Origin of the sequence: Halomonas urumqiensis (genome assembly GCF_003028575.1) — a bacterium.
GTDB classification, from domain to species: Bacteria; Pseudomonadota; Gammaproteobacteria; order Pseudomonadales; family Halomonadaceae; genus Halomonas; species Halomonas urumqiensis.
Genome location: NZ_PYUD01000001.1, coordinates 26,213 through 51,877, shown reverse-complemented (window position 1 = coordinate 51,877; position 25,665 = coordinate 26,213). Strand labels below are relative to the sequence as shown.

The window sequence follows — 25,665 nt, the reverse complement described above, 5'->3', positions numbered from 1 at the left end:
CCGCCGTGGCACCGCCGCTTGGGGGGGGGTAGACACGCGGCTATCCCGGCGGCAGGCCTTTCGGGGGCGCTGTGAACCCCTCCCTGGGCGCTACTTTTGCCTTCCCTGGCAAAAGACCCCCTTCAGACCTGCCCCCGGGGCCGCTCACCCTGGCGGAGCTCCCGCTTAGCCGAACATGCCCTTGAACATGAAGAAGAACAGGATCGCAAGGCCCGCACCCGCCGGCAGCGTAATCAGCCAGGACATCACGATGGTGCCGATGACCCGCAGGTTCAGCGCCGCCATGCCGCGCGCCAGGCCCACGCCCAGTACGGCGCCCACCAGGGTATGGGTGGTGGAGATCGGCAACCCCGTGCCGGAGGCCAGCACCACGGTGGTGGCCGCGGCCAGCGTCGCGGCAAAGCCACGGCTGGGGGTCAGCTCGGTGATACCCGTGCCAACGGTGGCGATCACTTTATGACCATAAGTGACAAGACCCACCACGATGCCACCGCCGCCGAGCACCAGCACCCACCACGGCACTAGCGCGGCGCTGTCGATGACGCCTTCGGTACGCACCACGCTGATCACCGCGGCGAGCGGACCCACGGCGTTGGCGACGTCATTGGAGCCATGCGCGAACGCCATGGCGCAGGCGGTGAAGATCATCAGCACGCCGAACACGCGCTCGACATTGCCGTAGCCGAAGTGGTCATCGGCACGCCGCTCGTAGACCACGCGCCGCTCCATGACGATGCCGATTCCCATGATCACGGCACCGATCAGGATCGACAGCAGAAGGCTCTGGCCAAAGCCAAGATCGAGCCCGACATGCTTCAGGCCCTTGGTCAGGGTGACCATGGAGACGATGAAGCCGACCAGGAAGATATAAACTGGCACGTAGCGCCTGGCGGCGGCGAACGGGTCATTCGATTCAAATATCAAGTGCTGGACCGACTTGAAAAGCACGAAGGCAATGGTACCGGCCAGCAGGGGCGACACCAGCCAACTGGAGGCGATTTGCCCGACCTTGCCCCAGGCCACCGCCTCCATGCCAAGGCCCACGGCACCGAAGCCGACGATGGCACCAACGATGGAGTGGGTGGTGGAAACGGGCCAGCCCCGTGCCGAGGCGATCAGCAGCCAGATGGCTGCCGCCAACAGCGCCGAGAGCATGCCGTAGACCAGGAATTGCGGGTCGGCCTCGAGCAGGGCCGGGTCGATGATACTACCGCGAATGGTCGATGTTACCTCGCCACCGGCAAGCCAGGCACCCAGAAACTCGAAGACCACGGCGATCATGATCGCCTGCTTGATGGTGATGGCGCGGGAACCCACCGAGGTGCCCATGGCGTTCGCCACGTCGTTGGCGCCAACGCCCCAGGCCATGAAGAAGCCGAAGAGGCAGGCCAGGATGATGAAGATTTCGCCGTGCTGCGCGATGATCGACATAGGGATTGCTTCCTATGTGGCTGTCAGAAGATGGTCAAGGCCCTGAATCGGGCATGTGCCAGCGGGACGAATCAGCGAGCCGTGAGGATCTGCAGACGACTGCCGACACGTTCGGCGCGATCCGACACTTCGCCGACCCAGTCGATGATCTTGTAGAGGAAGATCACGTCCACCGGCGGCAACTCGCTCTCGAGCTCGAACAGCCGGCGGCGGATATCGACCTGCTGGGCGTCCGCCTGGTGTTCGAGCACATGCAGTTCGCGAATCAGCGTCTGCATGACATCGGCGGCATTGCGACCGAACCCGGACTCGAGCAGCTCCTTGAGCTCCTCGAGCGCCTGGCGTGACTGCGCCACACAAGCAACAGACGTGCGCATGTAGTCACGCATGCTCTGGGCAAGGGCTTCCGGCACCTGCATGCGGCGCCCCAGCATGATGCCGGTGATGTCACGCACCTTGTTGGCGATCTTGTCCTGTACGCTGATCAGATCGAGGATGTCGGTGCGCGAGACCGGCAGGAACATGGTGTTGGGCAGGTTGAGCCGCAGTTCGGTCTTGAGCTCGTCGGCCTCGTGCTCCAGTCGGGTGATGGATTCGCGGACCCTGCCGGCCTCGTCCCAGTCACCCACCAGGGTGGCTTCGAAGAACGGCAACAGTTGGTCGGCGCAATCATTGGCCTTGACGATGTGGGCCAGCAGCGGCTGGAATGGCGAACGGCCGAACATCGCGGAAAACGGATTGGGTGTAACCATGGGCGTTGTATGCACTAGGAAAATGGCGGCGTCAGTATAGTGATCACCACCGCCTTCGTCATGAAAAAATCATCAAAAGTTCATAAAAACGAGGTGGCAACGTCATGAATCAGGAGATAGAGCTCAAGCTGGCCCTGGGGTCTACCGGGCCGCAAGCGCTACGTCGCCACCCCCTGCTGGCCGGACTTTCGTCGCGGATGTCAGACCTCGGCAACACCTATTACGACACCCCCGACGCCACCCTCGAGGCCAGGCGCATGGCGCTGCGCCTGCGTCGCGTCGATGGCCGGCTGGTGCAGACCCTGAAGACCCGTGGAGAGGGCGGCGGCGGGCTTTCCAGCCGCGGTGAGTGGGAGTGGGACGTACCTGGGCCGGGGCTTGATCTCGCAGGACTCTCCACCGTGCCAGCCGCCGCCGAACTTGGCGAAGCCACCCTTGCCCGCCTGGCGCCGCGCTTCGCCACCGATTTCCACCGCGAAACCTGGTGGCTGAACCATGCCGGCAGCCGCATCGAACTGGCCCTGGATGAGGGCGAGATCATCGCCGGTTCGAGGCGTGTGGCGATACGCGAGCTGGAACTGGAGCTCAAGGAGGGAGAGCCCGACGCACTCTGGTCGCTGGCCCTGGCCTTCGCCGACAGGGTTTCCCTGCGCCCCTCGGATACCAGCAAGGCGGCCCGTGCCGGGGCGCTGCTGAGCGGCAACTGGACACTACCCGCCGGCGGCACCCCCGCCGCCTGGCTGCGTCGCGCCATGGTCGCCCTCGATGCACTGGCCGACACCGGCGAGGCACACTGGCGAGACGACGCGCGCAGCGCCCTGGCCACCCTTAGCCAGCCCCTTGCCGACGAACTCGATGCCGAGGCGTTTCCCACCCTGGCCTTCGGCCGATTGGCGCTTGCCCTGTCACGCGACCTCGCAGCGACTCCCCGCGCATGAGCGGGTTGCAAGACAGCGGCGATCATGTGATCACTGACCACGACAAGAGTCGAACGCCAACCGGGAGGGCGCCATGAGCGGGCATTTCAACAAGGGAAATTTCAAGCCCGGCGGTGAGGGACTGCGCACCCGCGTCTTCCAGATCATCTTCGAGTCGGACACACCCAGCGCCAAGGGCTTCGATATCGCCCTGATAGTGATGATCCTGGCCAGCGTGCTGGTGGTGATGCTCGACAGCGTGGCGGCCTACCATGCGCGCTATGCCGATCACTTCTACTGGATAGAGTGGGGCTTCACCATCGTCTTCACCCTCGAGCTTGCGGTGCGGCTCTACTGCCTGGAGCGCCCGCTGCAGTATCTGCGCAGCTTCTACGGGATCGTCGACCTGATCGCCATTCTGCCCACCTGGCTTACACTGCTGATCCCGGGCGCCCAATCGCTGGTGATCGTGCGGATACTGCGCGTGCTGCGCATCTTCCGCATCCTGCGGCTGATGGAGTTCGTTGGCGAAGGACAATTGCTGCTCGGGGCGCTGCGCCGCAGTACCCACCAGGTCTTCCTGTTCCTGTTCACCGTGTTCATGCTGGTAACCATCTTCGCGGCGATGATCTACCTGATCGAGCCCGCCGAGGCAGGCTTCACCAGCATTCCCAAGGCCATCTACTGGGCCATCGTCACCCTCACCACGGTGGGCTATGGGGATATCGTGCCGGTGACCCCCATTGGCCAGGCGATCTCGGTGATGGTGATGCTGACCGGCTATTCGATCATCGCCGTGCCCACCGGGATTTTCTCGGCGGAGGTGATTCGCTCGATTCGCGCCGACCGCTACTCCGATGAGGCCTGCCCGGGCTGCGGCCACGACCGCCACGAGCAGCGGGCGAAATATTGCCTGCGCTGCGGCACCTGGCTCGACGAGGAAACACCGGACCCCAGGGCCCCGGCGCCCGAGGCGTCATCAGCAGATGATCACAGCAGCGACGATCCAAATAACGAAACATGACGTGGCAAGGCCTGCGACCGGCTCAGACAGACCACCCTGGTTATTCCCGAAACGGCTCCACGTCGCCGCGTCCTTCCCTCACGATCACCGGCGGCAGGTCACGCAGGTCGATCACGCTGGTCGGCTCCAGGTGGCAGGCGCCGCCATCGATGATCAAGTCGAGGTGAGCGGCGTAGCGGTCGCGAATCTCCTCCGGGTCGGTCATCGGCAACTCCTCACCCACCGGGATCAACGTCACGCTCATCAGCGGCTCGCCCAGTGACTCGAGCAGCGCAAGGGTGAGGCGATGATCCGGCACGCGCACGCCGATCGATCGGCGTTTGGGATGCAGCAACAGCCGTGGCACTTCAGTGGTGGCGTTGAGAATGAAGGTATAGGCACCCGGCGTATGGGCCTTGAGCAACCGGAACACCGCATTGTCCACCTTGGCGTAGGTGCCGATCTCGGAGAGGTCGGAACACACCAGAGTGAAGTTGTGCTTGTCGTCCAGCGAGCGCAGCCACTTGATCTTCTCGATGGCCTTCTTGTCGCCCAGGTGGCATCCAAGCGCATAGCCGGAGTCCGTGGGATAGGCGACCACGCCACCGTCGCGAATGATCTGGATGGCCTGGTCGATCAGCCGCTTCTGCGGATTGTCGGGATGAATCTGGAAGAACTGGCTCATGGGAGCTCCCTGTTCCATCAATGAGATGTTGCCGACGATAACATGCCCGCCGCGCCACCGGCGGCCTCACCGCCTGCCCCGTCATCCACCGCTGGGTCAACGCCCGAACAGGGACGGCAAAGGTGCGCAAGCCTCGGGTGTGTCCACACCGGCGGGATAGCCGTGCGCGGCACCGAACTCATGCTGCCGGGGGCCAGGTGGCCACCTGGAAAGTGAAAGTCACTGCCCACCGAGGCGTAGAGTTCACGCTCCTGCAACTGCCTGGCGAGATCCCGGGTCTTGTCGGTATTCTGGAAACCGCTGACCAGTTCCGCCGCCTGTCCGCCTGCGGCCCGGAACGCATCCAGCAACAGGCCACGCTTTCGGCGTGTCAGGCCGTGGCGCATGGGATGGGCCAGTACCGCGACGCCACCGGCGTCGACAATCCAGCCCACCGCCTCGGCAAGCTCCGGCCACATGGCCTTGACGTCACCGGCCTTGCCATCGCCCAGATGCTTCTTGAACGCCGTGGTGATATCCGGCACCAGGCCCGCCGCCACCAATGCACGGGCGAAGTCCGGCCGCCCCAGTGGGCGCTCGCTACCGGCCTGCTCGCGGGCCTTGGCCAGGGCCCCCGCGAGCCCGATCTTCTCCATGCGTTCGGCGATGCGCAGGGCGCGTTTCTCGCGCGACTCGGCCTGAGCCTCTAGCCCTTCGACCAGCGCCCCGCGCACGCCCTGCGGCAGCAAGCCCACCACATGGATATTGACGCCCGACCAGCGTGTCGACAGTTCCGTGCCCGGCAACAGGCGAATACCCTCGCGCGCGGCGGCGCGCTCGGCCTCCGCAATGCCTGCCACGGTATCGTGATCGGTCAACGCCATGTGGGTGAGCCCACGCGCCTTGCATAACGCCACCACCTCGGCGGGCGGCAACGCGCCATCCGAGGCGGTGGAATGCATGTGCAGATCAATGGTCAGCGGAAGGCTCGTGCCCTCGAATCGGGCGGGAAGTGCATTCATTGGCATGACGCGGGCAGGTGACTTTGTCAGAATAGTGCTCCATGGTGCGCGCGGCGCCGACCCCGGTCAATGCCGCCACCGGGTACCCTGCGGCATGCGCCGCTCAATCCAAGGAAGCGACTGCGATGCTTTACGCCATCATCAGCGAAGACGTGAAGAACAGCCTGGAGCGGCGCCTGGCCGCCCGTCCCGACCACCTGAAGCGCCTCGAGGATCTGCGTGACGAAGGCCGCCTGGTACTAGCCGGCCCCCACCCGGCCATCGACAGCACCGACCCCGGCGATGCTGGCTTCAGCGGCAGCCTGGTGGTGGCTGAATTCGACAACCTGAAAGAGGCTCAGGCCTGGGCGGATGCCGACCCCTTCGTGATTGCCGGCGTCTACGACAAGGTGACGGTGAAACCGTTCAAGAAGGTGCTGCCCTGAGGAAACACTGCACAAATGACTGCGCGAGCGAATCGCTGCGTTGCGCGGTGCGCGGAATCCTCACATATACCCCATATGCTCCGGTTCCTGTGCTCCGTGCGCGTTGCGCTTCATCTCGCTCGTCGATTTGTTCAGCGCTTCCCTGGCACGGCGCCTCTGGAAAACAGGTTATCAACAGCGGGTTTTGCACAGCATCTGTGGATAACACTGTTGAAACGCCGCGGATGCCTTGCGCCAACGCGCTGATGAGGCGGCCGCGGCGACATTGATCAGTTCCTGATCACTGGCGCGTCTACTTCAACCCCGTGACCTCGGAGCCCTTCGTGACTGCCGCCCCCGATGGCTTGCCGGCACTCGCCGCCCTCGATACCGCCCGCCTCGACTGGCAGCGCGACGACACCGGAGAACAGGCGCCGCGCTCGCTTGCCTTCGATGATGTCTACTTTTCACGCCATGACGGGCGTGCCGAGACCGAACATGTGTTCCTTGCCGCCAACCGGCTGCCGGAGCGCTTCGCCGCGTGGCGGCAGACCCGCCCCTTCGTGGTCGGCGAGACCGGTTTCGGCACCGGGCTCAACATGCTCTGCGCCTGGGCCTGCTTCGACCGGCATGCCCCACCCAGCGCTCGTCTGCACCTGGTTTCCACCGAGAAGTATCCGCTGCAACGCGACGATCTCGCTCGCGCGCTCGCCAACTGGCCGGACCTGGCACCACGCGCCGAGCGCCTGATCGCCCAGTGGCCGGAACCGGTGGCCGGCGTGCACCGCCTGTGGCTCGATGAACGCGTCACCCTCGACCTGCACTTCGGCGATACCAGAGAGCGGTTGTTGCGCCTGGATGGGCGAGTGGATGCCTGGTTCCTGGATGGCTTCGCCCCGTCCGCCAACCCGGAAATGTGGCACCCGGCACTGTTCGCTGCCATGGCGGCGCGCTCACGGCCCGACGCCACTTTCGCAACCTTCACCTGTGCCGGCGTGGTCAAGCGGGGGCTCGCCGCCGCCGGTTTCACCTGGCGCAAGGTACCGGGGTTCGGTCGCAAGCGGGAGATGCTCGCCGGGGAGATTGGCACGCCACCGGTGGATGACCGCCGCGACGCCACCCCCTGGTTCACGCCACCGCCCCCGCAGCGGGCGCGCCATGTCGCGGTGATCGGGGCCGGCATCGCCGGCGGCAGCGTGGCGGCGGCCCTGGCGCGGCGGGGAATCCGCGTCACTCTGCTGGATCGAGACGCGCCCAGTGCGGGAGCGTCGGGCAATGCCCAGGGGGCGCTCTATGTGAAGCTTGCGGCGGATACCAACCTGCAGAGCCGTTTCTACCTCGCCGGCCTGATGACCAGCCAGCGCTGGTTCTCCCAGCTCGACCCCGACCATTGCCTTTGGCAACCCTGTGGTGTGTTGCAACTGGCAAGCAGCGACAAGGCCGCCAGCCGGCAGGCGCGTTTTCTCGCTCATCACCCATTGCCGCCGGGCGTGGTGGAAGGCATCGATGCCGCCGAGGCAAGCCGCCGGGCTGGGCTTGAGATCGCGGCCCCGGCGCTGGATTACCCCCAGGCCGGCTGGGTTCGCCCGGCAGCGCTGTGCCAGCGGCTTGCTGAATCACCGGGGGTAATGTTCCGGCAGGCAGATGTCGAGGCACTGACCCGGGACACGCCGACCGAGTGTTGGCGCCTGACCATGACCGATGGCGACACCCTCAACGCCGACCAGGTGGTGATCGCCACGGCCACACTGGCCAACCGCTTCGCCCAGACCCGCGAGCTACCGCTACAGCCGGTACGTGGCCAGGTCAGCCAGCTGAACCTGCCGCCGGGCGCCCCGGCGCTGTCCCGCGTGGTCTGCGATACCGGCTACGTCGCGCCCGCGGCCGAGGGCGTGCTGACCTTTGGCGCCACCTTCAGCCCCCATGACAGTGATACGGCTCTGCGCGAAGCGGATCATGCTGCCAACCTGGCGGAACTCGAGGGGATGCTGCCGGGATTCGTCGACGCGCTGCGCGAGGCAGGCGCCGAGCTTGACCCGGCACAACTGACGGGGCGCGCCGCCGTGCGCGCGGCCAGCCCCGACAAATCGCCCTATGCCGGGCCCGTACCTGATGCCCAGGCGTGGCGGGACGCCTACGCGGCACTGGCCAAGGACGCCACGCGCGTACCCGCAACGCCGGGGCGTCACCATGGCGGGCTGTGGATCAGCGCCGCCCACGGCTCACGAGGCCTGGCCAGCGCTCCGCTATGCGCCGAACTGATCGCCTCGCGGATCTGCGACGAACCGCTGCCGCTTGAGCAACCACTGGTCGACCACCTGCACCCCGGGCGGCGACTGATCCGCGACCTGATCCGGGGTGCCTGACCGAAGCCCTTTGCCCTTTGTCCCATCAAGGATGAGCGGCGCCAGCCTAACCCTCCTCGTCATCGGCCAGGTCACGGCCGAAAGCGCGCCACTGGGCGAGCGTCATCACCTCGGTGGTTTCGGTCTGCAGATCGTGGGCGATCAACAGCTCGCTACGGTCGAGTTGCCCCTTGAGCTCGGCGACCCAGCCACGCATGCCCTCGCCGGTATCGCTGGTGTCATAGCCCTGGCGCGTCACGAAAGTCTCGAGCAGCGCGTCCAGCGTTTCGGCCGGCAGCATGCGATAGGGCACTTCCACGAAACGTGCGTTCATTCATCCTCCTGTTCGTTCGGCCCGCGGGTATCGTTCAGAGCCGATGCATCCCCCGCCTCCCAGCGGCCCAACTGGTCGAGGAATTGCGCCTCATCGAACACTGGCACGCCGAGTTGCTCGGCCTTGGCAAGCTTGCTGCCGGCACCGGGACCCGCCACCACGCCCGCGGTCTTCTTCGACACACTGCCGGCGACCTTGGCGCCCAATGCCTGGAGTCGCGCCTTGCCCTCATCACGGGTCATGGTCTCCATGGTGCCGGTGAGCACCCAGGTCTGGCCTTCCAGCGGCGTCGGGCCGGCTTCCACTGCGCTTTCCTCCCAGTGCAGCCCGACGTCGATCAATGCCTGGATCGTTTCACGGTTGTGAGGCTGCTGGAAGAAGGTATGCACATGGGCGGCGACGATGGGACCGACATCGTCCACCGCCTCCAGTGCCTCGAGCTCGGCTGCCATCAACCCCTCGAGCGTACCGAAGTGGCGCGCCAGATTGGTGGCGGTAGCCTCGCCTACCTCACGGATTCCCAGGGCATAGATAAAGCGCGAAAGGGTCGTCTTCTTGGCCTTGTCCAGCGCCGCAACCAGGTTGTCGGCGGACTTTCGCCCCATGCGTGGCAGGTCGGCCAGCGGCTCGGCACTCAGCCGGAACAAATCGGCAGGCGTTGCCACCCACGCCTTATCGACGAGTTGCTCGATCAGTTTCACACCGAGCCCATCAATATCCAGCGCCCTGCGGGAGGCAAAATGCTTGAGTGCCTCCTTGCGCTGGGCGGCGCAGTAGAGCCCGCCGGAGCAGCGTGCCACGGCTTCCCCTTCGAGGCGCTCGATCTCGGAGTCGCACACCGGGCAGCGCTCCGGGAAGACGATCGCCCGAGCGTCGGCGGGTCGCTCTTCCTCGAGCACTCTCACCACCTGGGGGATCACATCGCCAGCCCGGCGGATCACCACGCTATCACCGATCATCACGCCCAGGCGTGCGATCTCGTCGGCATTGTGCAGGGTGGCATTGGAGACGGTGACACCGGCCACCGAGACCGGCTCGAGGCGTGCCACCGGGGTAATGGCGCCGGTACGCCCGACCTGGAACTCGACGTCATTGAGGCGTGTGGTCTGCTCCTGGGCGGGAAACTTGAAGGCGATCGCCCAGCGCGGCGCCCGGGCCACGAAACCAAGCTCACGCTGCAGGCGCAAGTCATCGACCTTGATCACCACGCCATCGATGTCGTAGCCGAGCGAATCGCGCTTCTCACCCAGGCGTCGGCAGTAGTCGACAAGCCCCTGGCTACCCTTGACCACCGTCAGTTCACCACTGGTGCGAAAACCAAACTCACCTAGGTGTGACATCAATGCACTGTGCGTCGCATCGCCCTGGTCAGGCTCAATGCGCGCCACCTGATAGGCGTTGAACTCCAGAGGACGGGTCGCGGTGATGTGCGGGTCCAGCTGACGCAGGCTACCGGCGGCGGCATTGCGTGGGTTGGCGAACACCTTACCCCCGGCCTCCCGCGCCTGCTCATTGAGCGCCTCGAATCCGGCATGACTCATGATCACTTCGCCGCGCACTTCAAGCAGCTCAGGATAGCCCTTGCCACGCAGTTTCAGCGGGATCGAACGCAAGGTGCGCAAGTTGGAGGTGATTCCCTCGCCGGTGCGGCCATCCCCACGGGTCACGCCAACCATCAGGTTGCCGTTTTCATAGACCAACGACACCGCCGCGCCGTCCAGCTTGGGTTCGCAGCAAAACGCCAGTTGTTCGCCATCGACCTCAAGACGGTCGCCAACGCGCTTGACGAAGGCGATCAGCTCATCTTCATTGAAGGCGTTGTCCAGCGACAGCATCGGCACCGCATGCTGGATCTCGGGGAAGCCGGCATCCGGCGCCGCGCCAACCCGCTGAGTGGGGGAATCCGCCGTGACCTGATCGGGGTACTCGGCCTCGAGCTCCTGCAGGCGACGCAGCCGACGGTCGTAGTCGGCATCGGTAAGCCGAGGCTCATCGAGCACATAGTAGCGGTAATTGGCATCGTCGAGCTCATCGCGCAGACGGGTGATCTCATCGAGGGTCTTCTGGTCGGGCTGGGTCATTGCGTCCTGGTTCTCGATCCATGGCGAGGGCCCCGTAGCTCGAAGCTCGAAGCTCGAAGCCGACATCATCGCCTAGCTTACCAAAGCAACAACCCCCGTGGGGCTACCTCACGGGGGTTGTCTTGCTGCTTGCTGCTTCAAGCGTCCGGCGTCAGTTCACCTGATAGCGATTGAGGCGATTGCGTCGTTCGAATTCCTGCACGCGCTGGCGAGCGAAGCCCACCGTCTGGGCGGTCATCACGCTCAGGTTCTCGTCCTTGAGCTCCCCACCCAGGTGGCGCACGATCACCATCGCCGTCTCGACCATGGCTTCGAAGGCCGCCGCTGTGTCGCTGGCCCCGGGAAGCGGCATCAGCAATGTCACGCCAGACGTGCGGAAGTCATCCATGGCCTCGATGGGGAAGGTGCCGGGCTTGAGCACATTGACCATCGAGAACTGCAACGGGCTGTCCGGATCTTCTGTCTCGAAGCGATGGAAGATCCCCATGTCACTGCTGTAGCGCAAGCCACAGGCCAGCATCAGGTCGAGCAGTGCGGTGCCCGAGAAACCTTCCGGCTCACGACACATCACGCTGATCACGATGATCTCACCGGCATGACTCAGTGCATGGCGCGCCTGCTCGGCGCTGACATCGTGGCGCAAGGCACGCTCGAGCACTGGATGCACCCTGACCTTGTCGGCACCACGCGCAGGCTCATCCTGGGCCTGTTCGTCGAACGGCTCATCTAGTTGCGCGTTCAACCGCTCGTCTTGATCGTTCACCTGCTCATCCGCTGTATCCGCCATGCTCAGTGTCTCCGCATGCTGAGTCTGAACGTCGCGGTTTCGCGGAGGTGCGAACAACGGATCATGATCATCGGCGGCGTCTATCGCCTCGGCCTCGCGCCGCAAGCGCTCTTCTTCGCGAGCCGCCTTCTCGGCGTCGGCTCGCTCGCGGGCCAGACGTCTCTGCTCGGCATCGCGCGCGGCCTTTTCAGCCTTCTCGACACGCTTCTGTTCGCTGCGCTCACGCATGCTCTTGCGCATCGAGGCACCGAAACGCTGCACGGAGGAACCGACACGCCGTGAACGATCCTTGAAGGAATCACTCATCCCGTCGAGATCGACGAGCCGATAGCGCTCGGCATCATGATGCTCGTCGTGATCCTCGGGGTTGGCCACCAACGGCTCTTCACGGGTGGCGTCATACGGACCGGAAGTCGCAGCGTCAGCGTCACGCCGACGGGTATGGGCCGACGTGGCAAGCTCGTCATCCGACGTTTGCTCACCCTGGGGCTTATCACCCTGGGGTTTAACACCCGAGGAGTGATCGTCCATTACGGAGACGCTGGGCTCGCGACGCTCGCCACTTGCGCTCACCTGCGGCTCGGCTTTCTCAAACCCATGCTCAAACCCATGCTCCTGCTCAAACCCATGCTCCTGGCGGGATTGCGCAGCGGCATTGGTGACGCGTGCGTCATCAGACACTTCGCCTGGACGTTCGTCACGCCACTCGCCTGCCGTGGAATCATGTGTTCCAGATGCATCGGTCTTAGATGCATGGGACTTGAACGCCGCCAACACGCGGGAAGGCCCCGGGTGCTCCTGGCGAACAAGCTTTGGCTTGGGTTGCACACGGCTGTAGTCCGCGGGCCTGACGACTCGCGCCCCTCCGTTGGGCAGCTCCCAGTTTATCTCGGCCTCGCGGGCCTTTTCTTCCGGGTCGGGACTTGTGTCCCGAGCATCGGTTTCCACCTCGTCGAGGCGAGGAGTCCGCCGCTGGCGTTGCAGGCGACGCACACCATCGATAACGATGAGGGTCACCAACGCCAACCCCAGGATGATCAGCCACTCTCTAAGTTCCATGGGTCGTCAGCCTTTGCTAAGGCGCCATGCCTGATGGTTGTCCGTCAACAGCATAGCGCGATTGCCAAAAAAAGGGCCACTTTTTTTGTTTGTCAACACTTGTTCTTTTTTCGGCCTGAGTTGCCGGTGCCCTGTGCAATCGCCCTTCGATAATCCCCGGTCGTCCTTGCAATGCATCATAGATCACATCCTTGTTACCCGTTTTATGGCTGCGGTTCAAGCCTGTCATGCCTCGGCGAGAGCGGCAGCCTCGTCTACACCCACCGCTACCAGACGTGAAACACCCGGTTCCTGCATGGTCACACCCATCAAGCGTTCCGCCGCTTCCATGGCAATCTTGTTGTGCGTGATATAGATAAACTGAACGCTGTCTGACATCTCCTTCACCAGCTTGGCATACCGCCCCACGTTGGCATCATCGAGCGGCGCATCGACCTCGTCGAGCATACAGAATGGTGCGGGATTGAGCTGGAAGATGGCGAATACCATCGACAGCGCAGTCAATGCTTTTTCCCCACCCGAGAGCAGGTGAATGGTGCTGTTCTTCTTGCCGGGAGGCCGTGCCATGATGGCCACACCCGTCTCGAGCAAATCCTCGCCGGTCAGCGTCAACCATGCGGTTCCCCCACCGAAGACTCGTGGAAAAAGCGCCTGCAGGCCATCATTGACTCGCTCGAAGGTCTCGCGAAAACGGGTACGGGTTTCCTGGTCGATTCTGCGAATCGCCCTGTCCAGTGTTTCCAGTGCCTCACTGAGTTCGGCGTGCTGGGCTTCCAGGTAATCCCGTCGCTCGGCTTGCTGGTCGTACTCTTCAATGGCGGCGAGGTTGATCGCACCCAGCCTGCGGATGCGCTCACCAAGCTCCTCCAGGCGGGTCTGCCAGGTGGATTCGGTGGCATTGGGGTCGAGCTGCTCGGTAAGCGCCGCGGCATCATGGCCAAGCTCGGCGAGTTGCTCATCCTGGGTCTCGGCCTTGAGACGCAGCGCCTGCACCTGCATGCGCGCGTCCTGCAGGCGCTCACGGATCCCCTCGAGGTTGCGCTCATGGGCCTGGCGCGCCTGCTCGTCCTCGCGCAGCCGTTCGACGAGCTCGGCCGCCCTGGCACGCACCGCGTTCAGCGCCCGCTCTTCGGTTTCACGACGATCAAGCAGTTCATCGAGACGTTCGCGGCGCTCCTCTTCTGGCTCGGCGAGCAGTTCGCGCTCTTCGGCGAGTTCGGCGGCGCGCTGCTCGAGTCGCTGACGGGTCTCGCCGGCCCGGCCCTGCTGCTCGGCGATGCCGGCGCGCTCGGTGGTGAGTCGTTCCTGCTCCAGGGCGAGGCGCTGAAGCTGCTCGGCTAGCGGCCGCTGGCGGGCACGCAGCGACGCCAGCCGTTCGCGTGCCTCGCTTCGCTCGCGCTCCAGGCGCTCACGCCGTTCGGCACCCTCCTCGAGCCGCGACATGGCTTGCTGCCAGGCGTCTCGGCTGGCCTCGATGGTCAGCATGGCTTCCTCGCGGGATTCGCCAAGACCCTCGAGTTCCTCGGCAAGCTCGGCGGCACGCCCTTCCAGATGCTCCAGGCGGCTGGCCAGGCCACTGTCCTGCACCGCCAGGTGCTGGCGGCGACGATCGAGTTCACGCTCTTCGAGCCGACAGGCTTCCAGCGCACTTTCCGCCTGTTCGTCCTGTTCGGAGGTCGACGCCATCCGTTCGGCGAGCGCTTCCAGGTCCACCTCGACGCCGGAGAGCTCTTCACGCACCTGATCGGCTCGCCGACGGCTGACCAGCAGGGCATCGGGGCCATCGCCCTGGCCGCGCAGGCGCGACCACCCCGGCCCCAGCCACAGGCCATCCGGGGTGATCACGCTCTCTCCGGCCGCCAGCCCTCCGCGGGTGGCCCAGGCGTCTTCAGCAGTCTCCACGCAGTGAATACCGGCCAGCCACTGGGCGGCCGCGCCGGCGCCGCGCACCTTCGAGATCAGGCGTACGTCATTGTCTTTGCCACCCTCGTTGCCACCCGCCCATGCCGATGAAGCATCCAGCAGGCCAAGCTCGGCCGGCGCCTTGTCGATGATCCGGCGAGCGGCATCCGGTGCCACCAGCCGGGCACGCAGCCAAGGGGCGAGCACCCAGGAAACGACGGCTTCCCAGCCGGCATCCACCGCCAGGCTTTCGCCGAGCCGGGGGGCATCCGCCAGGCCGTGTTCGGCGAGGTGGGCATCGAGGGTTTCGTCATGGTCGGCGAGTCCGGCCTGAATCAGCGCCTCGAGCGAGGCCAGTTCGCCCTGCAGGGTGCTGCGCGCCTGGCGGCCCGTCTCACGCTCCTGCTCTTGCGTGCGCTGTTGCTCCCGGGCCTGGTCGCGTTGCTCCTGCCACTGGCCACGACGCTCCTCGAGGGCCTCGCGTTCGAGGTCGAGCTCGGCAAGCTGCTCGCCGAGCTCGCTGCGCTGAGCGGCGAGCTGGGCGATGTCGGGAAGTTCCTCGTGCTGCTTGTGCCGACGCGTCAGCTCGGCGTCCAGACGTTCGAGCCGCGCCTCCAGGTCGCGCAACCGATCCTGACTGCGTTCGGCTTCGCGGCTGGCCTCGCGCCACTGCTCGTTGAAAGCCTCCCAGGCGCTGTCGGCGTCCTCGGCCAGCGGCTCGGCGTCTTCCAGAGCCGCCTCGAGTTCCTCGAGCTGCTCGGCCAGTTCCTCGCGCTCTGGCGTCAGGGTCTCGAGGCGTTCGTCGAGCCTGACCAGGCGCTCACCGTCGTCCTCGCCGAGCCGCTCGAGCTCACTCAGTTCGCGTCGCGCGCTTTCGAGGTCGCGAGCCAGTTGGCCATCGCGCGAGCGGGCGTGTTCGATGTCCTGCTCGATGCGCGCGATGGCGGTGGTGGTTTCGAAGAAGCTCGCCTGGCGGCTGTCGAGTTCGCCGGCCAACCGGTCGTGGTCGGCACGTGCCTCTTCGAGACGTGTCTCGCACTGCCTCAACCCCAGCACCTCGCGCTCCACGCCCGTCTCGAGTTCACGGACCCGGGTCTCTTCCTCAATCTGTGAGGCACGCAGGGCGCGAGCGCGCAACAGCGCAAGCTCACCCTTCACACGGTGCTCTTCCTGCTTGAGGGTCTGATAGCGCCGGGCGGCTTCGGCCTGGCGCTTGAGCCGTTCGAGTTGCTTGTCGAGTTCCTCGCGGATGTCATCCAGGCGTTCGAGGTTCTCCTGGGTGCGACGCATGCGGTTCTCGGTTTCGCGGCGGCGTTCCTTGTACTTGGAGATGCCGGCGGCTTCCTCGAGTGTCGAGCGCAGCTCTTCCGGGCGCGCCTCGATCAGCCGCGAGATCATGCCCTGGCCGATGATCGCATAGGAACGCGGGCCAAGCCCGGTACCGAGAAACAGGTCGGCGATATCGCGACGCCGGCATTTCTGGCCATTGAAGAAGTAGCTGGACTGGGCGTCGCGGGTGACCAGGCGCTTGACGGCGATCTCGGCGTACTGGGCATAGGCCCCACCCATGACGCCATCGCGGTTGTCGAATATCAGCTCGATGGAGGCCTGCCCCACCGGCTTGCGGCCGGTCGAGCCGTTGAAGATCACATCGGTCATCGATTCGCCGCGCAGGGTCTTGGCCGATGACTCGCCCATCACCCAGCGCACGGCGTCGATGATATTGGACTTGCCACAGCCATTGGGACCGACGATGGCGGTCATGTTGCCATCGAAGGGCACGGTTACCGGGTCGACGAACGACTTGAACCCGGCCAGGCGAATCGACGTGAGCCTCATCCTTGGCTAGCCGCCTCCTTCATTCGAAGACACGATTGATTACCACCTCGACAGGATCGCCATCGACGGCACCGACCGAGATGCCCGACAGTTCGCCAAACAGATCGCCAGCCTGGGGAGTGGCCTGCCCGCTGGATGAGGCGCGCACCACCAACCGCGCCTTGTCGACATCGGCAAGGCTCGCCTCGGGCGACATGGCGTAACGCTCATCGAGTACCAGTTCGGTGGGCAGATCCGCCAGGGTCAGCCGGGCAACGGCAAGCGGAGGAAGCTCCCCCTCGATGTCGCGGGCCACCACGAACACCGCCACATCATCGTCGAGGCGACCTTCCAGATCATCATCAAGGCTCACTCGCAGGTGGATCCCCGGTCCTTCGGCCTGCGCCTGCTGCGATTCCTCCGGCGCCAGCCCCAGGCGCTGCTGGGCAACCTGAATCCCCTGTCGCAAGGCATCGCCCGACGCGGGATCGTTCATGCCGGCAATGGCGCGCCGCCAGTTGTCGATGGCGGCTTGATAGTCGCCGCGGTCGAAGGCGGTGATGCCGAGAATCCCCAGCACGGTGGGCTGGCTCGAGTCGCGTTCCAGGGTCTCGTCGATCAGCGACTGGACGCGTGGCGTCATTTCTCGGTCGGCAACGAAGAATTCGATCTGGGCAAGCTGGCCGAGCAGTTCCGGCTGGCGTCCCTCGATCTCGATCAGGCGCTGCAGGGCGCCGATGGCCTGCTCGCCGCGCCCCATCTCGCGGTAGAGCGGAAACAGCGACTGCCACACATTGGGATTCTCGGGCTGCCGCGCGGCCTGTTCCTCGAGCCTTTCGACCATCAGCTCGGTGGAGCCCTCCGGGTCGTTGGCGACTTCGCGCTGCACGGCCAGCAGTGTGAGGTCACCTTCGGCTCCCTCGTGCTGGTACCACAGCACACTTGCCACCACCACGCCGACCATCACCAGCGGCACTACCAGCCGCCCCGAGGCCGAAGGCTTGAGGGCGGCACGCTCGAGCGCCGAGGTATCCTCGAGCAGGCTGCGCTCGAGTTCCAGGCGACTCTCGTCGAAGCGCGCCTGGTCGATGCCACCCTGGGCCATGGCGTCTTCGAGCGACGCCAGGCGGCGCCGGAAGATCGCCACGTTCTGCTGGGCGGTACGGTCATTGGCTTCGAAATCACGCTGGGCGTCGCGCAGCGATCGCGCCCGCCGCAGTGGTGCCACCAGCAACCAAAGCGCCGGCAGCAGCAACACCGCGAAGGCAATCCATAACTGGGTCATTCGCTTCTCTCGCCATTGATCAGTGCATCCAGGCGCGCGCGCTCCGCGGCCGTTAGCTTGCTGGCCGAGGCCTTACGGCGGGTCCGCACGATGAATACCACCAGCACGCCCCCCAGCAGCACCAGCGCGCCTGGCAAGCCCCACAGCAACAACGTGCGGCCTTCCAGGCGCGGGTTGTAGAGCACGTAGTCGCCGAAACGCTGCACCATGAAGTCACGGATCTCGATATCCGAGCGGCCGTCCTGCAGCAATTGGTAGACCCGCTCGCGCATGTCGCCCGAGACCGGCGCATCGGAGTCGTTGATCGCCTGGTTCTGGCAGGTGGGGCAGCGCAGCGAGGCGGTCAGGCTGTCATAGCGCTGCTCGAGTACGGGGTCATCGAATTCGCGCATTTCGATGGCCGCCCCATGACTTGTCGCGCTTGCCAGCAGCATCAACACCAGCAGTGCCAACGGCAGGGCCGCGCAACGAAATCGATTCAACGCCATTTCTCGACCTCCGCCAGAATGGTGTCACGTACTTGATCGGGGGCGATATAGCCGGTGTGGTGGTAACGGATCACCCCATCGGCATCGACCAGGAAGGTCTCGGGGGCACCGTAGACGCCAAGGTCGAAGGCCAGGTCGCCCTCGGGGTCGAAGATGTTGACCTCGAAGGGGTTGCCGAACTCATCGAGAAAGCCGAGCCCCTTCTCGCGGGTGTCCTTGTAGCTGATGCCGACCAGGCGGATTCCCCGGTCGGCGAGGTCGAGCAATTGCGGCATCTCGCGCTTGCACTCCGGGCACCATTCGCCCCACACGTTGACCAGGGTGAGTTCGCCGGTGGCCAGCAGCGATTCATCGACTCGTCGCTCGGCGTCCTCGAGGGTCGCCAGCTCGAAAGCGGGAAATTCCCGGGCCATCAGCGCCGAATCGCGCTGGAAAGGGTTCAGCGACAGCCCCTGGTAGAGAAACAGCGCCAGCGCCAGAAAACCGATCAGCGGCAACAACAGCAACAGACGAAACTTCATGCCGTGGCCTCCCGCTGGTTGGTATCGCTGGCGACACGCTCAGGATCACGCGCGGTCGCCATGCGCCGATAACGCTTGTCGGCCACTGCCAGCACCCCGCCCGTGGCCATCAGCAAGGCACCGAGCCATAGCCAGCGCACGAACGGCTTGTACTGTACGCGCATGGCCCAGTTGCCTTCACCCAGGTCCTCCCCCATGGCCACGTAGAGGTCACGAAACAGGCCGGGGCGCAGGGCCACCTGGGTCATCGGCATGCCGCGGGCGATGTAGAGACGCTTCTCCGGGGTCATGGTGAAGCGGCGCTGACTGTCACCACGCTGCACCTCGATCACCGCACGGTCGGCCAGGAAGTTGGGGCCACGGCGCTCGACCAGTTCCATCATGGTGAAGGTGTATCCAGCGACTTGTGCGCTGTCGCCCGGCCCCATGCGAACATTGCGCTCGATGCTGTAGTTGGATACCACGGCAACCCCGACGATGGTCACCGCGACCCCCAGGTGGCCGAGTTGCATGCCCCAGTAAGCCAGCGAGAGTTTCTTGAGCCCGGCGCCGAAGGAGGCAGCATGACGCGTCTTGTCGAACAGGTCGCGCAGCATCGGCAGCACGATCCACAATGCCGCAATCAGCCCAATGGCCACCCGGACGTTCCAGTGCTCGGCGAAGATCAGCGGCAACAGCATGCCAAGCACCAACGCACCAACGGCCGCCACCCACAGGCGCCTGACCAGCAGGCGCGTGTCGGTCTGCTTCCAGCGCGCCACCGGGCCAAGGCCCATGAACAGGCACATGATCAACGTCAGTGGCACGAACAACGCATTGAAGTAGGGCGGCCCCACACTGATCTTGCCGAGGTCCATGGCATCCAGGATCAAGGGATACACCGTGCCCATCAACACGGTCACGGTGATGATCACCAGCATGATGTTATTGATCAGCAGCAAGGCATCCCGCGACAGCCAGTTGAAGCCGACCTGGTGACTGACCCGCGGCGCACGCAGCGCGAAGACCAGCAGCGACAGCCCCACGGTGATACCCAGCAACACCAGGATGAACAGCCCCCGCGAGGGGTCATTGGCGAAGGCGTGCACCGAGGTGAGCACCCCGGAGCGCACCAGGAAGGTACCCAGCAACGACAGCGAGAACGTGGTGATCGCCAGCAGCAGCGTCCAGCTCTTGAAGGAGCCGCGCTTTTCGGTCACCGCCAGTGAGTGGATCAGCGCGGTGCCGCTGAGCCAGGGCAACAGCGAGGCGTTCTCCACCGGGTCCCAGAACCACCAGCCGCCCCAGCCGAGTTCGTAATAGGCCCACCAACTGCCGAGCGCGATACCCACGGTCAGAAAGGCCCAGGCCAGGTTGGTCCAAGGGCGCGCCCAACGTGCCCAGGCGGCATCGAGGCGCCCACCGAGCAACGCGGCAATGGCGAAGGCGAAGACCACCGAGAAGCCCACGTAGCCCATGTAGAGCATCGGCGGATGGATGATCAGGCCAACGTCCTGCAGCAATGGATTGAGGTCGGCGCCATCGGAAGGAATGTTCGGGAGCAAGCGTTCGAACGGATTGGAGGTGATCAGGATGAACAGCAGAAAGCCGACGCTGACCAGTCCCATCACGCCGATCACGCGGGCCACCACATCGCGGGGCAATTCGCTGGAAAAGCGCGCGGCGAAGTACCCCCAGCCCGCCAGCATCAGGCTCCACAGCAACACCGAACCTTCGTGATTGCCCCACACCGCACTGGCCTTGTAGTACCACGGCAGCAGCGAGTTGGAGTTGTTGGCCACGTTGGCCACACTGAAGTCATCCAGCAGGTAGCTGGCGGTCAGACACACATAGGCGATCAGCACGAACAGCAACTGACCGGCCGCCATTGGCCTTGCGTAGGCCATCCACAGTGGGCGCCGCGTCGCCACGCCGGCAAGCGGCATGACCGCTTGCACCATGGCCATCAGCAGCGCGATGACCAGCGCGTAATGGCCGACTTCGGGAATCATCAGGGGCTGCATGGCGTCTCCGGATCAGTTGTCGCGCTGGAGGGCATCATCGGGCCGCTGCTCAGACTCCAGGCGTTTGCCCACCTCGGCGGCCTTGGCCTGGTAATCGGCGGGCGAATAGCCGGCCTCTTCCAGCGCCTGGGCGACCTCTGGCGGCATGTAGTTCTCGTCGTGGCGCGCCAACACCTCGTCCGCTTTCAACCAGCCGTCCTGCTGCAGTTCGCCCACCACGACAACGCCCTGCCCCTCGCGGAACAGGTCGGGCAGGATACCGCTGAAGTGCACCTCGAGGTCATCGACGTAGTCGGTGACGGTGAACTCGACATCCAGGCTGTCGGGATTGCGCGCAACGCTGCCCTCCTTGACCACACCGCCAGCGCGAATCGAACGCTCGAAGGGCGCATCACCCGCGGCGATCTGCACCGGGCTGAAGAACAGATTGATATTGGCGCGCAGCGCATAAAGGGTTAGCCCCACGGCAATGGCGGCCAGCGACACCAGGCCCAGGATCACGAAGAGCTTCTGTTTGCGTTTTGGGGTCATGACTCTCCACCAGATTGATGACTTTCCATCGTTGCCTCGCCACGCCGCGCCGCGAGCCGCTGTTCGCGACGCTCTCGGCGCGCCAGGCTGCGCATCAGTTGACGCCGTTCGGCGCGGGCGTGGAGAACGCATCCCGCCAACAGCACGCTGGTGACGCCCCAGGCGGCCCACACGTAGGTGGCGTGCCCACCCATGGCGATGAACTCGGCGAAACTGGCAAATGCCATCAGCGCTCCTCCACGGCCAGTTCGCGCACCCAACGCTTGGAAGACTCGCGACGCAGGATCTCGCTGCGCGTGCGCATCAGGGTCAAGGCGATGAAGAAGCTGTAGAAGCCGAGCACCATGATCAGCAGCGGCAACCACATCTCGGTGGGCATCGCCGGGCGCGAGGTGATGGTGAACGAGGCTGGCTGGTGCAGTGTGTACCACCAGTCCACCGAGTACTTGATGATCGGGATGTTGATCACCCCGACCATGGCCAATACCGAGGCAGCGCGCGAGGCGCTGTCACGGCTGGTGAAGGCGCCACGCAGGGCAATCACCCCAAGATACAAAAACAGCAGGATCAGCATCGAAGTCAGGCGGGCATCCCACATCCACCAGGTGCCCCAGGTGGGCACCCCCCACACCGCGCCGGAAAACAGCGCGATGAAGGTCATGGCGGCGCCGAGCGGCGCCATCATGGCGGCGGCCATGTCAGCGACCTTGATCTTCCAGACCATGAACACCACGCCCGCCACCGCCATGGAAACGAAGATCGACTGCGCGAGGAACGCCGCCGGCACGTGCACGTAGATGATGCGAAAGCTGTTGCCCTGCTGGTAGTCGGCGGGCGCGAAGGCCAGCCCCCAGACACTGCCGACCGCGATCAGCACCGCGGCCGCCACCCAGAACCACGGCATCAGTCGCGCGCTGATGCCGTAGAACCACTTGGGCGAGCCCAGCTTGTGAATGAAGGACCACATGTTCAGCCAACACCTCTCGCCAGTTCGTTCGCAAGTTCATTCGCAAATTCGTTCACAAATGTGTCAACCATTGATGCTGATTCTCAGTGCTGCCGCGATGGCCCACGGGGCGAGCATCAGCGCCAGCGCCAGCAGCGCCCCGAGAATCGCCAGATGCGCCGCCGCCCCGTCTCCCAGAATCGACGCCTGCACGGCGCCGGCCCCGAAGATCAGTACCGGGATATACAATGGCAACACCAGCAGCGACAACAACACGCCACCCCGCGAAAGCCCCACCGTGAGCGCCGCACCGATCGCCCCGATCAGGCTCAGGCTTGCCGAACCCAGCGCCAGCGACACCGCCAGCATCAGGTAGCTACCCGCCGGCAGCGACAGCATGATGCCAAGCACCGGCGCCATCAACGCCAGCGGCAAGCCGGTCAGCAGCCAATGAACCGCTACCTTGGCCAACCCCAGCATGGGCAACGGATGAGGCGCCAGCAGCAGTTGTTCCAGCGAACCGTCATCGAAGTCACTGCGAAACAGGCTATCCAGCGACAGCAGCGCCGAAAGCAACGCCGCCACCCATAGAAGCCCCGGCGCAATGGTGGCCAGGAGTTCGGGATCCGGCGAAATGCCGATCGGAAACAGCGTGATCACCAGGGCGAAGAAGACCAACGGGTTGAGCACATCTCCGCGTCGTCTCGCAAGCTGCGTCAGGTCACGCTTGAGCGTTGCCCAGACTGCGACCGCCAGGCCTGTGCGAGGTTCCCCCCGTGAAGCAAGCCGGGCGTCATCGATCAAGCGTGATTCCCCCCTAGGCATCACGAGCTCCCTGTCCCAACGCAATGCACGTGAGCACATCACTTGCCGCAAGCTCGTGATGGGTGGTGACCAGTACACAGCCACCCTGACGAGCATGGGCAATCAAGCGTGCCTCCAGCGCCGCCACCCCATCACGGTCGATGGCCGTGAAAGGTTCATCGAGCACCCACAAGGGGCGTGGCGAAAGCGCGAGTCGCGACAGCGCTACACGCCGCTGCTGGCCGGCCGACAATTGCCCGGCGGGCACATCCTCGAAACCCGCCAGACCGAATTCATCAAGCGCCGCGAGGCATGCCTGCTCGCCGCCTGCACCTCCCCCCAACGCCTGGTACCACCGCAGGTTCTCGAGCGGCGTCAGCGTCACCTTGACCCCCGGCGCATGGCCGAGATACAGCAGACCCTCGAGGAAAACCTGGCGTACATCACGCATCGGCTCGCCGTTCCAGAGCAGTTCGCCATGATAGTCGGCGAGTTGTCCGGAAAGGATCTTCAGCAGAGTGGTCTTGCCACTGCCGTTGGGCCCTTCGACTCTCACGACCTCGCCACCGCCGATGTCCAGATCAAGATCTTCGAACAACCACCGGTCATCGCGTTCACAGGCCAGCTTTCGGGCTTGCAGGCGCAGGGTCAAGGTTCACTCCGGGGGTGGATAATCTGGCCCGGAACTCTACACGGAAAGCCATTTTCCCGCCAGTTGTCCGCTGCGTCAGCGGGTCGCAGCTGACCGGCGTCAAGACCGTCAACGCAGCGCCACCTTGCCAGAATGCCATGCCCTGCTATGCTTCCTTTCGTACTGTATGTTTTAACAGTCATGTTTTCACAGCCAAGTTTCAACAGGGTTATCGCGACTGGCTCGCCGACAGGAGACGCATGCCATGCCTGAGGTCATATCACCCGCGCCACGCCACTATCTCTACCGTCGCCCCAACCTGCCCATGGCCGAGGCTTGGGAGCCGGTACCGGATGATGAGCTCGTGGCCGACTCGCTGATCGAGATCCCCTTGCTCGGCCAGGTCTCGGCGGGTATGCCCATCGAGGCGTGCCTGGAGACGAGCCGCATTCATGTGCCCACGCGCATGGTGCGCCGAAATACCTACGCCCTGCGCGTGCGTGGCAACTCGATGATCGACTGCAACATCTTCGACGGCGACGTGATCATCATCGAGCGGCAGGAGAGCGCCGAGAATGGCGAAACCGCCGTGGTGATGATCAACGACGAGGAAGTCACCCTGAAGAAGCTGTATATAGAGAAGTCCGGGGTCCGCCTGCAGCCCGCCAATGAGAGCATGGCCCCGATCTATCTGAAGAACAGCGACATCCAGGTGCTGGGGTTGGTGATGGGGGTGGTGCGCCAGGCCGGTGAACTGGCCGCCTGACCCGGCAGCGGTCGACCCGTTCAGGTAACATCGCACCCTGAACATCCGCTGCCGCGAGCCCGTGATGCGCTATCCCGTACCCGACCTGCCGGTCGGCGAGCACCTCGAACACACCACGGAAGTGGAAAAAAGCCGCTTCCTGGCCTGGCTATCGCATGCGCCCACCCCCTCGACCATGGATGCCCTGCTCGCCGAGGCACGCCGAAAGCACCCCGATGCCAGCCATCACTGCACGGCATTCATCGCCGGCCCACCGGGCGAACAGCACGCCATCGGTTTCTCCGACGACGGTGAACCCGGCGGCACCGCCGGCCGCCCCATGTTCCAGGTCCTCGAGGGCGCAGCCCTTGGCCAGATCGCCTGCGTGGTGATCCGCTACTTCGGTGGCACCAAGCTGGGTACCGGCGGCCTGGCCCGCGCTTATGCTCAGGCGGTATCCGAGGCCCTGGCCGCGCTGCCACGTCGCGAAGAGGTGGAACGCGACGCCGTTCATCTCAAGCTCGATTTCGCCGGAGAAGCCGAGGCACGCGGCTGGCTTGCGCAGCAGTCGATTCCCGTCGAGGGCGCCGACTATGGCGCCGACGGCGTGGTGCTTCGAGTCGGCTGGCCCCGTGATACCGAGGTCGATTTAGCGCCTGTGGCTTCGCGACTGCGAGGCCGGATCGAACGGCTCATTATCGATCAGTAATGCCCGAGATGCGCCATATCAGTGCATGAAATATCAACTTCTTATTTGGAACCATTTCCCCCTAATCATTTCCTGTTACGCCCCCTCATACCATTGTCCCAAGGTCATACGACACCCCTCCTCATTACCCTGCTAACCTGGCGCGATTATTTTAATAGAATATTGATTTAAAAGCACTTTGTTGAATTACATCGCTTTACAAAAACTCACTCCCCACTATTCTTATGGTCAGAGCCAAGCACTATGGGCCAGCAACTCCGTTACATGATTTAGCCAAAAATCATGCATGAAGTGATCAATATTCAACGACAAGGAGAGCTCCGAAACGGCAAAACCGTCGCAAGGCGGTGACGCAAAGCCTTGGGTCTCGGTAACGTCGAGATCGCCAAGCTGCCGAAGAGCCCTCGATGAGCCAACGCTCGGCGAGGGAAATAAAATGATAATTCAATACGCAGGGGACCATGCTACGACATCCGTATCATG

Annotated in this window: 23 protein-coding genes and 1 riboswitch; of the genes, 6 read left to right on the top strand and 17 right to left on the bottom strand. The window is 64.4% G+C overall.

The genetic code is table 11. The features are described from left to right. Nucleotides 1–165: 165 nt before the first annotated feature. Both C6V82_RS00215 and C6V82_RS00210 read right to left on the bottom strand, forming a co-directional pair. On the bottom strand, nucleotides 166–1,431 hold the full coding sequence (locus C6V82_RS00215; RefSeq protein WP_102586895.1) for an inorganic phosphate transporter: 1,266 nt from the start codon (nucleotides 1,429–1,431) through the stop codon (nucleotides 166–168). 71 nt (nucleotides 1,432–1,502) lie between these two features. Further along, nucleotides 1,503–2,183, bottom strand: a complete 681-nt coding sequence (locus C6V82_RS00210) for a TIGR00153 family protein (protein WP_102586896.1) — start codon at nucleotides 2,181–2,183, stop codon at nucleotides 1,503–1,505. A 104-nt stretch (nucleotides 2,184–2,287) separates the two neighbouring features. On the opposite strand from C6V82_RS00210, the gene C6V82_RS00205 reads away from it, so the two are divergent. Both C6V82_RS00205 and C6V82_RS00200 read left to right on the top strand, forming a co-directional pair. After that, a complete protein-coding gene (locus tag C6V82_RS00205; protein ID WP_102586897.1) occupies nucleotides 2,288–3,121 on the top strand; it encodes a CYTH domain-containing protein in 834 nt (277 codons plus the stop codon). 73 nt (nucleotides 3,122–3,194) lie between these two features. Beyond that, the gene (locus C6V82_RS00200; protein ID WP_102586898.1) at nucleotides 3,195–4,124 is read left to right on the top strand and encodes an ion transporter; all 930 of its coding nucleotides are present in this window, start codon (nucleotides 3,195–3,197) and stop codon (nucleotides 4,122–4,124) included. A gap of 40 nt (nucleotides 4,125–4,164) precedes the next feature. On the opposite strand, the gene C6V82_RS00195 is transcribed toward C6V82_RS00200, so the two are convergent. Together C6V82_RS00195 and C6V82_RS00190 are read right to left on the bottom strand one after the other, a co-directional pair. Beyond that, nucleotides 4,165–4,788: an L-threonylcarbamoyladenylate synthase gene (locus tag C6V82_RS00195; RefSeq protein WP_102586899.1), complete on the bottom strand. Its 624-nt coding sequence runs from the start codon at nucleotides 4,786–4,788 to the stop codon at nucleotides 4,165–4,167. A gap of 17 nt (nucleotides 4,789–4,805) precedes the next feature. Beyond that, nucleotides 4,806–5,795 carry a PHP domain-containing protein gene (locus C6V82_RS00190; protein ID WP_102586900.1) on the bottom strand — a complete coding sequence of 330 codons (990 nt, stop codon included), beginning with the start codon at nucleotides 5,793–5,795 and terminating at the stop codon, nucleotides 4,806–4,808. 119 nt (nucleotides 5,796–5,914) lie between these two features. Between C6V82_RS00190 and C6V82_RS00185 the strand changes: the two genes are divergently transcribed. Beyond that, nucleotides 5,915–6,214: a YciI family protein gene (locus tag C6V82_RS00185; protein ID WP_102586901.1), complete on the top strand. Its 300-nt coding sequence runs from the start codon at nucleotides 5,915–5,917 to the stop codon at nucleotides 6,212–6,214. 323 nt (nucleotides 6,215–6,537) lie between these two features. Beyond that, nucleotides 6,538–8,559: a bifunctional tRNA (5-methylaminomethyl-2-thiouridine)(34)-methyltransferase MnmC2/FAD-dependent 5-carboxymethylaminomethyl-2-thiouridine(34) oxidoreductase MnmC1 gene (gene mnmC, locus C6V82_RS00180; RefSeq protein ID WP_102586902.1), complete on the top strand. Its 2,022-nt coding sequence runs from the start codon at nucleotides 6,538–6,540 to the stop codon at nucleotides 8,557–8,559. A gap of 46 nt (nucleotides 8,560–8,605) precedes the next feature. Here mnmC and C6V82_RS00175 read toward each other — a convergent pair whose 3' ends face one another. The 13 genes from C6V82_RS00175 to ccmA form a co-directional block, all read right to left on the bottom strand. Then, nucleotides 8,606–8,872 carry a YheU family protein gene (locus tag C6V82_RS00175; protein ID WP_102586903.1) on the bottom strand — a complete coding sequence of 89 codons (267 nt, stop codon included), beginning with the start codon at nucleotides 8,870–8,872 and terminating at the stop codon, nucleotides 8,606–8,608. Next, nucleotides 8,869–10,953 (bottom strand): NAD-dependent DNA ligase LigA, encoded by a 2,085-nt coding sequence (gene ligA, locus C6V82_RS00170; RefSeq protein ID WP_102586904.1) that lies wholly within the window; start codon nucleotides 10,951–10,953, stop codon nucleotides 8,869–8,871. The genes C6V82_RS00175 and ligA overlap by 4 nt, the downstream gene beginning before the upstream one ends. 151 nt (nucleotides 10,954–11,104) lie before the next feature. Then, complete coding sequence (gene zipA / locus C6V82_RS00165) at nucleotides 11,105–12,799, bottom strand: cell division protein ZipA (RefSeq protein WP_102586905.1); 1,695 nt, start codon at nucleotides 12,797–12,799, stop codon at nucleotides 11,105–11,107. Between the two features lie 225 nt (nucleotides 12,800–13,024). After that, entirely contained in the window at nucleotides 13,025–16,540 is a 3,516-nt protein-coding gene (gene smc, locus C6V82_RS00160; protein WP_102586906.1) for a chromosome segregation protein SMC, read from the bottom strand. 19 nt (nucleotides 16,541–16,559) lie between these two features. Next, nucleotides 16,560–17,804 (bottom strand): c-type cytochrome biogenesis protein CcmI, encoded by a 1,245-nt coding sequence (gene ccmI / locus C6V82_RS00155; RefSeq protein WP_102586907.1) that lies wholly within the window; start codon nucleotides 17,802–17,804, stop codon nucleotides 16,560–16,562. Then, nucleotides 17,801–18,292 carry a cytochrome c-type biogenesis protein gene (locus C6V82_RS00150; protein WP_102586908.1) on the bottom strand — a complete coding sequence of 164 codons (492 nt, stop codon included), beginning with the start codon at nucleotides 18,290–18,292 and terminating at the stop codon, nucleotides 17,801–17,803. The genes ccmI and C6V82_RS00150 overlap by 4 nt, the downstream gene beginning before the upstream one ends. After that, nucleotides 18,283–18,813, bottom strand: a complete 531-nt coding sequence (locus C6V82_RS00145) for a DsbE family thiol:disulfide interchange protein (protein WP_102586909.1) — start codon at nucleotides 18,811–18,813, stop codon at nucleotides 18,283–18,285. The genes C6V82_RS00150 and C6V82_RS00145 overlap by 10 nt, the downstream gene beginning before the upstream one ends. Then, nucleotides 18,810–20,804, bottom strand: a complete 1,995-nt coding sequence (locus C6V82_RS00140; protein WP_180978225.1) for a heme lyase CcmF/NrfE family subunit — start codon at nucleotides 20,802–20,804, stop codon at nucleotides 18,810–18,812. The genes C6V82_RS00145 and C6V82_RS00140 overlap by 4 nt, the downstream gene beginning before the upstream one ends. A 24-nt stretch (nucleotides 20,805–20,828) precedes the next feature. Next, nucleotides 20,829–21,347, bottom strand: a complete 519-nt coding sequence (gene ccmE, locus C6V82_RS00135; protein WP_102586911.1) for a cytochrome c maturation protein CcmE — start codon at nucleotides 21,345–21,347, stop codon at nucleotides 20,829–20,831. Then, the gene (ccmD, locus tag C6V82_RS00130; protein WP_102586912.1) at nucleotides 21,344–21,574 is read right to left on the bottom strand and encodes a heme exporter protein CcmD; all 231 of its coding nucleotides are present in this window, start codon (nucleotides 21,572–21,574) and stop codon (nucleotides 21,344–21,346) included. The genes ccmE and ccmD overlap by 4 nt, the downstream gene beginning before the upstream one ends. Further along, complete coding sequence (locus C6V82_RS00125; protein ID WP_102586913.1) at nucleotides 21,574–22,314, bottom strand: heme ABC transporter permease; 741 nt, start codon at nucleotides 22,312–22,314, stop codon at nucleotides 21,574–21,576. Before C6V82_RS00125 ends, ccmD begins: the two co-directional genes overlap by 1 nt. Nucleotides 22,315–22,377: 63 nt before the next feature. Beyond that, nucleotides 22,378–23,118, bottom strand: coding sequence for a heme exporter protein CcmB (gene ccmB, locus C6V82_RS00120; RefSeq protein WP_102586914.1), 741 nt, complete (start codon nucleotides 23,116–23,118; stop codon nucleotides 22,378–22,380). Continuing rightward, a complete protein-coding gene (gene ccmA, locus C6V82_RS00115; RefSeq protein WP_102586915.1) occupies nucleotides 23,111–23,749 on the bottom strand; it encodes a cytochrome c biogenesis heme-transporting ATPase CcmA in 639 nt (212 codons plus the stop codon). Before ccmA ends, ccmB begins: the two co-directional genes overlap by 8 nt. 244 nt (nucleotides 23,750–23,993) lie before the next feature. Between ccmA and lexA the strand changes: the two genes are divergently transcribed. Both lexA and C6V82_RS00105 read left to right on the top strand, forming a co-directional pair. Continuing rightward, nucleotides 23,994–24,494, top strand: coding sequence for a transcriptional repressor LexA (gene lexA, locus C6V82_RS00110; protein ID WP_102586916.1), 501 nt, complete (start codon nucleotides 23,994–23,996; stop codon nucleotides 24,492–24,494). A 64-nt stretch (nucleotides 24,495–24,558) separates the two neighbouring features. Next, complete coding sequence (locus C6V82_RS00105; RefSeq protein WP_102586917.1) at nucleotides 24,559–25,182, top strand: IMPACT family protein; 624 nt, start codon at nucleotides 24,559–24,561, stop codon at nucleotides 25,180–25,182. A gap of 317 nt (nucleotides 25,183–25,499) precedes the next feature. Beyond that, nucleotides 25,500–25,580, top strand: a riboswitch (cyclic di-GMP riboswitch). Nucleotides 25,581–25,665 lie beyond the last annotated feature (85 nt).

Bases quoted from the DNA above. Each gene is read 5' to 3' on its own strand.
- zipA (WP_102586905.1), bottom strand. From the start codon at position 12,799: ATGGAACTTAGAGAGTGGCTGATCATCCTGGGGTTGGCGTTGGTGACC.
- C6V82_RS00125 (WP_102586913.1), bottom strand. From the start codon at position 22,314: ATGTGGTCCTTCATTCACAAGCTGGGCTCGCCCAAGTGGTTCTACGGC.
- ccmB (WP_102586914.1), bottom strand. From the start codon at position 23,118: ATGCCTAGGGGGGAATCACGCTTGATCGATGACGCCCGGCTTGCTTCA.
- ccmD (WP_102586912.1), bottom strand. From the start codon at position 21,574: ATGGCATTTGCCAGTTTCGCCGAGTTCATCGCCATGGGTGGGCACGCC.
- smc (WP_102586906.1), bottom strand. From the start codon at position 16,540: ATGAGGCTCACGTCGATTCGCCTGGCCGGGTTCAAGTCGTTCGTCGAC.
- lexA (WP_102586916.1), top strand. From the start codon at position 23,994: ATGCCTGAGGTCATATCACCCGCGCCACGCCACTATCTCTACCGTCGC.
- C6V82_RS00195 (WP_102586899.1), bottom strand. From the start codon at position 4,788: ATGAGCCAGTTCTTCCAGATTCATCCCGACAATCCGCAGAAGCGGCTG.
- ccmI (WP_102586907.1), bottom strand. From the start codon at position 17,804: ATGACCCAGTTATGGATTGCCTTCGCGGTGTTGCTGCTGCCGGCGCTT.
- C6V82_RS00150 (WP_102586908.1), bottom strand. From the start codon at position 18,292: ATGGCGTTGAATCGATTTCGTTGCGCGGCCCTGCCGTTGGCACTGCTG.
- C6V82_RS00185 (WP_102586901.1), top strand. From the start codon at position 5,915: ATGCTTTACGCCATCATCAGCGAAGACGTGAAGAACAGCCTGGAGCGG.
- C6V82_RS00145 (WP_102586909.1), bottom strand. From the start codon at position 18,813: ATGAAGTTTCGTCTGTTGCTGTTGTTGCCGCTGATCGGTTTTCTGGCG.
- ligA (WP_102586904.1), bottom strand. From the start codon at position 10,953: ATGACCCAGCCCGACCAGAAGACCCTCGATGAGATCACCCGTCTGCGC.
- ccmE (WP_102586911.1), bottom strand. From the start codon at position 21,347: ATGACCCCAAAACGCAAACAGAAGCTCTTCGTGATCCTGGGCCTGGTG.
- C6V82_RS00210 (WP_102586896.1), bottom strand. From the start codon at position 2,183: ATGGTTACACCCAATCCGTTTTCCGCGATGTTCGGCCGTTCGCCATTC.
- C6V82_RS00205 (WP_102586897.1), top strand. From the start codon at position 2,288: ATGAATCAGGAGATAGAGCTCAAGCTGGCCCTGGGGTCTACCGGGCCG.
- C6V82_RS00105 (WP_102586917.1), top strand. From the start codon at position 24,559: ATGCGCTATCCCGTACCCGACCTGCCGGTCGGCGAGCACCTCGAACAC.
- C6V82_RS00200 (WP_102586898.1), top strand. From the start codon at position 3,195: ATGAGCGGGCATTTCAACAAGGGAAATTTCAAGCCCGGCGGTGAGGGA.
- C6V82_RS00175 (WP_102586903.1), bottom strand. From the start codon at position 8,872: ATGAACGCACGTTTCGTGGAAGTGCCCTATCGCATGCTGCCGGCCGAA.
- C6V82_RS00215 (WP_102586895.1), bottom strand. From the start codon at position 1,431: ATGTCGATCATCGCGCAGCACGGCGAAATCTTCATCATCCTGGCCTGC.
- C6V82_RS00140 (WP_180978225.1), bottom strand. From the start codon at position 20,804: ATGATTCCCGAAGTCGGCCATTACGCGCTGGTCATCGCGCTGCTGATG.
- C6V82_RS00190 (WP_102586900.1), bottom strand. From the start codon at position 5,795: ATGCCAATGAATGCACTTCCCGCCCGATTCGAGGGCACGAGCCTTCCG.